This is a genomic window from Bradyrhizobium sp. CSA112 (assembly GCF_029051645.1).
Classification (GTDB): Bacteria; Pseudomonadota; Alphaproteobacteria; order Rhizobiales; family Xanthobacteraceae; genus Bradyrhizobium.
Genome location: NZ_JAACFS010000016.1, coordinates 147,857 through 155,420 on the forward strand (window position 1 = coordinate 147,857; position 7,564 = coordinate 155,420).

The 7,564-nt window shown below is 59.5% G+C and carries 7 protein-coding genes and 1 pseudogene; 4 read left to right on the plus strand and 4 right to left on the minus strand.

The window, feature by feature from the left end; translation table 11 throughout:
- Nucleotides 1-295: 295 nt before the first annotated feature.
- Together GWE18_RS24585 and GWE18_RS24590 are read right to left on the minus strand one after the other, a co-directional pair.
- Nucleotides 296-1,192, minus strand: a complete 897-nt coding sequence (locus GWE18_RS24585) for an alpha/beta hydrolase (protein ID WP_275188271.1) — start codon at nt 1,190-1,192, stop codon at nt 296-298.
- Between the two features lie 558 nt (nt 1,193-1,750).
- Nucleotides 1,751-2,023 carry a DUF2285 domain-containing protein gene (locus tag GWE18_RS24590; RefSeq protein ID WP_342804286.1) on the minus strand — a complete coding sequence of 91 codons (273 nt, stop codon included), beginning with the start codon at nt 2,021-2,023 and terminating at the stop codon, nt 1,751-1,753.
- Nucleotides 2,024-3,194: 1,171 nt separating this feature from the next.
- Between GWE18_RS24590 and GWE18_RS24595 the strand changes: the two genes are divergently transcribed.
- From GWE18_RS24595 to GWE18_RS24605, 3 genes and pseudogenes are all read left to right on the plus strand, one after another.
- Nucleotides 3,195-4,223, plus strand: a complete 1,029-nt coding sequence (locus tag GWE18_RS24595; RefSeq protein WP_275188272.1) for an IS110 family transposase — start codon at nt 3,195-3,197, stop codon at nt 4,221-4,223.
- Nucleotides 4,224-4,487: 264 nt separating this feature from the next.
- Nucleotides 4,488-5,149 (plus strand): annotated as a pseudogene (locus tag GWE18_RS24600) (SOS response-associated peptidase family protein).
- Nucleotides 5,146-5,409 (plus strand): hypothetical protein, encoded by a 264-nt coding sequence (locus GWE18_RS24605; RefSeq protein WP_275188273.1) that lies wholly within the window; start codon nt 5,146-5,148, stop codon nt 5,407-5,409. Before GWE18_RS24600 ends, GWE18_RS24605 begins: the two are co-directional and overlap by 4 nt.
- Before the next feature lie 456 nt (nt 5,410-5,865).
- Here GWE18_RS24605 and GWE18_RS24610 read toward each other — a convergent pair whose 3' ends face one another.
- Nucleotides 5,866-6,138, minus strand: a complete 273-nt coding sequence (locus GWE18_RS24610; RefSeq protein WP_275188274.1) for a hypothetical protein — start codon at nt 6,136-6,138, stop codon at nt 5,866-5,868.
- A gap of 201 nt (nt 6,139-6,339) precedes the next feature.
- Between GWE18_RS24610 and GWE18_RS24615 the strand changes: the two genes are divergently transcribed.
- Complete coding sequence (locus tag GWE18_RS24615; protein ID WP_275188275.1) at nt 6,340-6,810, plus strand: hypothetical protein; 471 nt, start codon at nt 6,340-6,342, stop codon at nt 6,808-6,810.
- 244 nt (nt 6,811-7,054) lie between these two features.
- On the opposite strand, the gene GWE18_RS24620 is transcribed toward GWE18_RS24615, so the two are convergent.
- On the minus strand, nt 7,055-7,564 hold a 510-nt coding region (locus tag GWE18_RS24620; RefSeq protein WP_275188276.1), incomplete at its 5' end, for a hypothetical protein.

Consider the following 7,564-nt stretch of genomic DNA (forward strand, 5'->3'; position numbering starts at 1 on the left):
GCAAACGTAACGAGCTGCCGCTTGTCAGAGTGTCAAAAGAAAATTTGTCCGATCAGGGTCATTTGCGTCTATTTGACCAGGCCACGGCGACTTCCGGTCTACCCCGGTGAACGGACATTGTCAGAACAGACGGCATGTCTCAAAGGTGCCAAGTCCAGACTCATGCACCGCAGCAGACGGCGTGCACCCAGCAGCAGTGAAAACGCGAGGCCGACGACCTTGGCGGACGCAGATTGATCACGACGACGAAGTTCGTCGGCTGCTCCACGAAAAGGTCAGTCTGCTCGGCGCTCTCTCACTGCCGCTTCAAGAACCCGAGCACCTCCCGGTTGAAGTCGGCAGGATTGTCTTGGTAAACGCCGTGCGACGCCTTGGAGATGGTGATCCGCTCGACGCGGGCAAGGCAGGGCTGGAGCCCGTTGAGCATGAGCGGAAAGATCCGCGGGCTCACATCGCCACCGACGAGGAGCGTGGGAGTCGCGATCTTCCGTGCATCATCGCAGGTGAAGCGCTCGGCGGGGTTAGTCATGGTCGGTTTGAGGGTGTGGACGTTGTCGCGCCGCGCCGCACGGACAGCGTTCGGCATCCCCTCCCACGTCCCAGGCCCGCGAACCATGTTAACGAAGATCCGCAGCGCCTCATCGGCGTCGCCTTGGTCGAGCCGCTCCAACACCTGCTTCTGAGACTCACCAATACCCTTTAGGATCGGCTTCGCTTCCTCGGCATCGGCGCCGATGATCAGCCCAGCGAGCCTGCCGGGTTCGACCAGCACCAGGCTGCGCACTAGTTCGGGGCGATCACGGGCCACGAGCAGGGAAATGAAGCCGCCGTAAGAGTGGCCGATCAGGTCAGCCCGCGCCAGATTCAAAGCCTGGATCAGCCCGGCCAGATCTGCCGCATGGGTACGGGGCAGATAGTCGGAGCGATCGCCCGTCGAGACGTTGGGATGATGGTGGCGTAGGCTATAAGCGACGACGCGATGCCGCTGAGAGAACTCATCCATCTGCGCCTGCCACCAGCGGTAGTCCGAGATCGTCCCGTGCACCATCACCACCGGCGGCCCCTGGCCCATGTCTAGGTAGGCCAACTCCGTACCGCCTACGGCGATGGTCTTCACCTGCGCCTCGGGCCGCTCCGGGATGACGAGCAGCAGTAGCGCCAGAAAGGCAGTTCGCAATGTCGATGGCTTCATGGCGAATCTCCTTTTACAGATGAAAGCTATGACCTAGCGCGACGGGCTCGAAAGGCTCACGGTAACGCGGGGCCATGCCAATCATTCCCTCATTCCATCACTTCGTTGGCGCGGACGAGCAGCGTCGACAGCTCGCGCCACCTCATACAGCCCCCAGGGGTGCTGCCTCATAAAGCCCCGGGATCCCAGCGGATACAGCCCGTAGGGAGTGAGGACCGTACTAGGGGTCGGGGAGAGGAAACTACCACATGCGCCTTGGCCAATCACGTCGAGTTTGCCTGCGCTGTGAGGACCGCTTCGGGTCAACAACGGACCTAGACGCGCCCGAAAAACGAAGACCGCTGTGCCCTCATGTACGGACATCGTCAGCCTGAACGCTCGGGCATGAGGATAGTGATCGTAGCTCTGGAACGGCCCTAATCCTGTGGTGTGACCTGTGTGGTCTCATCGCTCTTCATCAGGATGCACCCACTTGTACGGTGTGATCTCCCGCTGCTCGGTCAACTTGATCATGTGAACCGGCAGCTTGTAGCGGCGCCTGCGGCAGTGTCACGATGATCAGGCGCCGCCTCGCAACAGATGGCGATAACCTTGCTCGGCCATCCATCTGGCACGCGAGAGGTGGCTTTCGAACGCCAGACGCGCGCGGTCGGCCTCGGTGTCTGGATCTATGCGCAGCACGATCCGAGAGACGTCACGCCAGTGCGCGCCTTGTTGATCAGCATCAAGCAAGCGCATGTACGTGATCATGTGCTCCTCGTCATACTCAGTGAAGGCTGCTCCGGCTGGCGCTACGTCAGCGATATGTGGATCGAGGAGCGGCTTCTTCATGGGCGTTCTCGCATGACGCGCGGCACACGACCTCGGCCACGGCTTCGGGTCAAGCCTGATACCGAGTATCAGAGGAGCGCCAGAACGCACCGGCTCTAATATGACGATTGCATGACACAGGGATGCCGCAAATGCTGGCTGATCCTCGTTTTCAACATGAGTAGAACGTGGAGATCGATGTTACGCCGCGTGCGTGGAGAAGAGCACCTTTTGCTGCGCCAGTACTTCCCGCGCGGCAACTGCATAGATACTGCCATTTGTACTTACTCTCTTCCTTTCCTCGCTGCGCTATCCCGTCGCGGCGCCCACACCCACATTTATCCGTTCGTACAATGAGGACTCAACGTTGAGCCGACGCACATTTGGAATGTCCGAGGCAGATGAATTGAAAGACATGACGAGGTTGTTGGCAAGCTTATGGGAAGCCGCGCAACGGCTTCCTGAGGGATCATCCGAACGGCAGGATGCATTCAGACAGATTGGCGGCTTCCATAGCCGGTTGGCGGCATTAATTGCACGCGCTCTTTAGGCTCGCAGGGATGTCGTGTCCCGCTCTGCGGTGGCTACCGATCCAACTCGCGCCGGAAGATTGCGATTTGGAAGTTGGCGAACTTGATAAGATTGGCGTCATGCCATTGGGGTTTCCATGCCGTCGAAAATTGGGAGGGTGGTACAATGCTTGGGCCGATGAGCAGATTTTGATTTTTCCGACGCACTGGAGGATCTGGCGCGCGCCAACAAGTTGGTCAGCTGATTTTTGCGGACGCGCGCCCTTTTTGAAGAAGTGGAACCACGTTATGAGGACAGCGCTTTCTTTCGCTATATTGCTCATTCCCACACTTGCACTCGCTCAAGGCGCAAAACCGGCAAAGCGGCCGACCGTCGGCGCGAAGCCGCTCATTCAGGTGAAGCCTAGGGCGCCCGTTGGTTGCAAGCTCGTCGGAACGGTCAAAGGAACGAAGCTCTGGGCGGGCGAATGCACGGAGGCCCCGGCGCTAAGAACAGGTACGCCTACCGAAGAATCTAGTCCGACATCGGTCCCCGACGCGGCGGGCGGGGCCACTCCTAAGGATCAGCAGTAACGCTGCTATCATGTGCTGGTGTGGACGGCCTCTCATTCCCACGGTTCTATGGCGCTCTCGGCGTCACAGCTAGATGAGAGGAAAGTCTGATGAATCTTCCTATTCGCATCGGTATGGATACTTCTAAGTCGGTTTTCCAGCTTCACGGTGTTGACGAGAGCGAGGTGGTGGTTGTCCGCCGCCAGTTCCGGCGAGCCGAGATGATCCGCTACTTCGAGCGGCTTCCGCCGGTTCTCGTCGCCATTGAGTCCTGCGGCAGCTCGCATCATTGGGCGCGCCTGCTGCAGTCGTTCGGTCACGAGGTGAAGCTGATCCCACCTCAGTATGTGAAGGCTTACGTGAAGCGCGGCAAAAACGACGCGGCCGACGCCGAGGCGTTGTGTGAGGCGGTCACCCGCCCGAGTATGCGGTTTGTACCGGTGAAGTCGAAGGAACAGCAAGCGGCCTGCATGTTGATGACCGTGCGGGAACGCCTGGTCAGCGTGAAGTCGCAGCTCTCCAATGCTTTCAGGAGCTATGCAGCTGAGTTCGGCATCGTCGGCCCCGCCGGCCGGCAGAACGTCACGGCACTTATCAAGCGGGTGCTCGAGAATGACAGCTTGCCGGAAATGGCGCGGGATCTCTTCCGCCTCCAGGCGGAGGAGTATGCCGCAGTCGAAGCTCGCCTGGCAAAGATCGAGGCCAAGCTGATGAAGTGGCATCGCGAAGATGACGTCAGCAGGCGTATCGCGACGATTCCCGGCGTCGGTCCGATTGGGTCGTCCATGCTAAGCATGAAGGCGCCGCCGCCGGAGACGTTCAGATCAGGCCGTGACTTTGCGGCTTGGCTCGGACTGACGCCCAAGGATCATTCAACTGGCGGCCGGCAAAGACATGACGGTATCACAAAGGCCGGAGATTCAGTGCTCCGATCGACGTTGATCGTCGGCGCGACCGCGCTGCTGAGGCATATCCGAAAGGGTCGTCATAAGCCCACACCCTGGCTCGCTTCGCTGCTGGAGCGAAAGCCGCCGAAGTTGGTGGCGGTGGCCTTGGCCAATAAGTTCGCCCGCATCGCGTGGCGCTTGATGATATCGGGCGGCGTGTACAACCGGCCGGCAGCCGCCATGCCCATCTGATCTGAAATTGGCGCCGCGAGCGAGGTTGCTCGGCGGATAGCCCACGAACTTGCAGGACGCGGTAGATGGAAGGACCGATCGGTCGATACGCGCGAGCTTCCGTAGATTTCACTGGCATCATCAATGTCGCCTATGTGCTTGGAGCGTGCGTAGCGAACACCATCTCGGCCAGCGGACTTTGTCCGCGCAAACAGGCCGGACATCTGAGAGCAAGCGATCAGGTCAAAAGTCTGCTACCATCCTGACAAGTGGGGGGCCGTCCACATCTGCAATCTTTATTCGATCACCACAAACCAAGAGGCCATCCGCGCGCTATTCCGCGTGATGAACCGCTACGTCGGCAACCTGTCTCCCATGCCGGGAGTGTTTCCCGATTAGCCGCCGCCGGTCGTTCGCAATGCTGGCACCGAACGCGAGTTTGTCATGATGCGCTGGAGCATGCCGCCGCCACCGCGCACGGGTGGCCCGCCGGTCACGAACATCCGCACACGTCATCGCCGCACTGGCGTATGTGGCTCAGACCTGAGAACCGCTGTTTGGTCCCTGCCAACAGCTTTGCCGAATACTCGCCCGAGCCGAACCCGGAAACTAAGAGGAAAGATGTGGTCTGGTTCGCGCTCAATGACGACCGTCCGCTGTTCGCCTTCGCGGGCATGTGAACGATCTACAACGGTGATCGCGGCATGAAATCGAAGCCGGTGCCAGGGCCGCATCAGGTCTATGGTTTTCTCACGACATCGCCGAACGCGGTGGTCGAGCCGATCCATCCGAAAGCGATGCCGGTGATCCCGATGACCGATGAGGAGCGCGATGTCTGGATGCGCGCGCCACGGGATGAGGCCAAGTCGTTGCAGCGGCCGTTGCCGGATGACGCGCTGAAGATCGTGATGCGAGGCGCTGATAAGGAAGATAAGGCGGCGGCGTGAAGTTCACCAACGAGCGGTCCTTTGCAGATCCCGAGAAAGCCGCGCGTCGGCTGATGCAGCACGCACATGCATTCCAGCCAATTCAAGACGGCAGGATTTATATCGAGGTCATCAACGGCCCCTTCCTGTACGTCGATAGGGGCACACCGGCACAGTATTCTGCGGGCCTAGCGTTCGCCATCGAACGCGGCTGGATCAAGATGCACGAAAGCGGCACCTTCGTCCGCTTCGAGCAAGCTGGCTCCGATCTTTTCGCTTAGGGCCGCTGGTGAGGATAACCATATCGCGGAAGGGAGTTTTCAGGCGGCCCGTCATCGTCATCGGACCATGGGCCTTCAAGATCGCCCGGAATTGGCAGGGCTGTGACTGCAACAGATACGAAGCCAAGCTCTATCGTTCGGTCAACGCTAAGCGCCGCATGATGCTATGCCCGGTGCTCTGGACGTCACCGTGGGGCCTGCTGCTTGTGATAGCCGCTGCTGAGCCGACGACGACCAGGATGACAATGGAAGAATATCTCGATCTAGCCGAGGAGTGGGATCAACGGCCGGGAGAGGCCATCTGCCCGTTTGAGCCGAAGCCGTCCGACTGGGGAGTATATCAAGGCAGGCTGGTCGCGCTTGATTATTCAACACCCGCGTGGTGAGCTACGGAGAACTAGGGGCCAAACCCTGATTGTTCTCGGTAGAAACACGGATGATCCGACCGACCGCCCACTATTTCGGACGCGGTTGGACTAGTAAGCAGCGAAGTTCATCGATCTGCCGTGCGAAGTCTATCGCCTTTGCCTTCAACACTTCCATCGCATAGCCGCGATGGCCTTCATTTTCCAATTCTATGATCCGCTCGTTGAAATTGTTCAGTTCATTTTGCAGATTCTGGATTTCGTGTTGAACCGGAAAACGCGCGGCGTGAGATTTATCAATTTGTTCTCTGGACTCTGCTCGCATCGTAAGCAGGTTGCCGGTTCTCAGCCGCCGAGTGGTCATGGGCCCTCCGAATCGCAGACGGTTGGCTAAGCCATCCTACCTGCTTCGGCGTCCTGCTTCACTAAATTAGATTATCTTTCACCTCTATCGTGACACCGCTCAGCTTGGCTCTTGACCAAATTAACGGTATGATGGCTGATCAACCGTTGGTTGTATCGATGTTGGATGAAATTCGCACAGAAATGTTTTCAGGGAGGCCGCATGAGAGCCGAATTGATTTCAGTGTGTCAGCTGTTTCTCGTTCCATCGGCGATTATGTTTGCCGCGCTCGGAGTAGCAGGGAGTGAAGGACTAAAGATCGTCATTTGCGGAATGGGAGCGGTCACCAGCGACATCTGGGCTTGGACAGTCTACCACTGGAAGGATGTTACGACCGGCGCGGGATTGGCGCCGAGCAATACTGAGCCTGTGTTGGTATTGTCGATCTTGTTTGTTCTTGCATGGACAGTCTGTTTTTGGGTTCACGTGGGTTATGGACTGGCATATGGCTTTGAGCGTCAAAAAGAAGCGCAGAGCGTTAAAATCGCGCGACGGCCAAAAGTGCATTTCGCGCCCCCCAGAACAACCATGAGGTCTGGCCATCGACTCCGCCGCTTCTGGCATCGCCTTTGGCTTCCTGTTCGTGCGTGGTTGAGCGGCGGGAAGTGGCTTTCCCGTCAACCATCGCTTTAGCCGCCGCACCTTGGGGGCACGGCGGGCATTTTACTTTTTTCCTATGAATTCCGAACAATCAGGGGACGAGATCGGTGCTGCTACCACCGATGACACATGGCTCATGCGAGCGTGGTCGCGGTTCGAAGTCCGATTTGCCCCTATCACCGGACATCGTCAGCGTAGCGCGGCACGTCCGATAAGTGCCCAATTTCAGACCTGCAGACCCACTGAACCGTTTCACCCAGTGGTCGAGTGACCTGACTTAGTAGTAGCCGTATCCGCCCCAGCCGCCGTATCCTCCGCAGACGTAGCGGGGACCCCACGGCGTGTAGACCCAGCATTCGTAGTCGTAGCCGTAGTCGTAGTCGTAGGCCCAGGGGTAGAGCCCTGCGCCGACGAAGAACGGCGCGAAGCCGAACGCGAAGCGGCGATGACCGAACCGTGCGAACCGCGGGCCGACGAAATCTCTGCGGAAACCGGCGCCCCGGAAGCCAGGACCGACAAGCCCGCCACGGAAGCCAGGACCGGCAAGCCCGCCACGGAAGCCAGGACCGGCAAGCCCACCCCGGAAGCCGGGACCGGCAAGCCCGCCACGGAAGCCGGGACCGGCAAGCCCACCGCGGAAGCCGGGACCAGCAAGCCCGCCACGGAAGCCAGGACCGGCAAGCCCACCCCGGAAGCCGGGACCGGCAAGCCCGCCACGGAAACCGCCGCCTCCGAACCCGCCGCGCATTCCTCCGCCGGCAAAGCCGCCTCCGCCCCCTCTAAATCC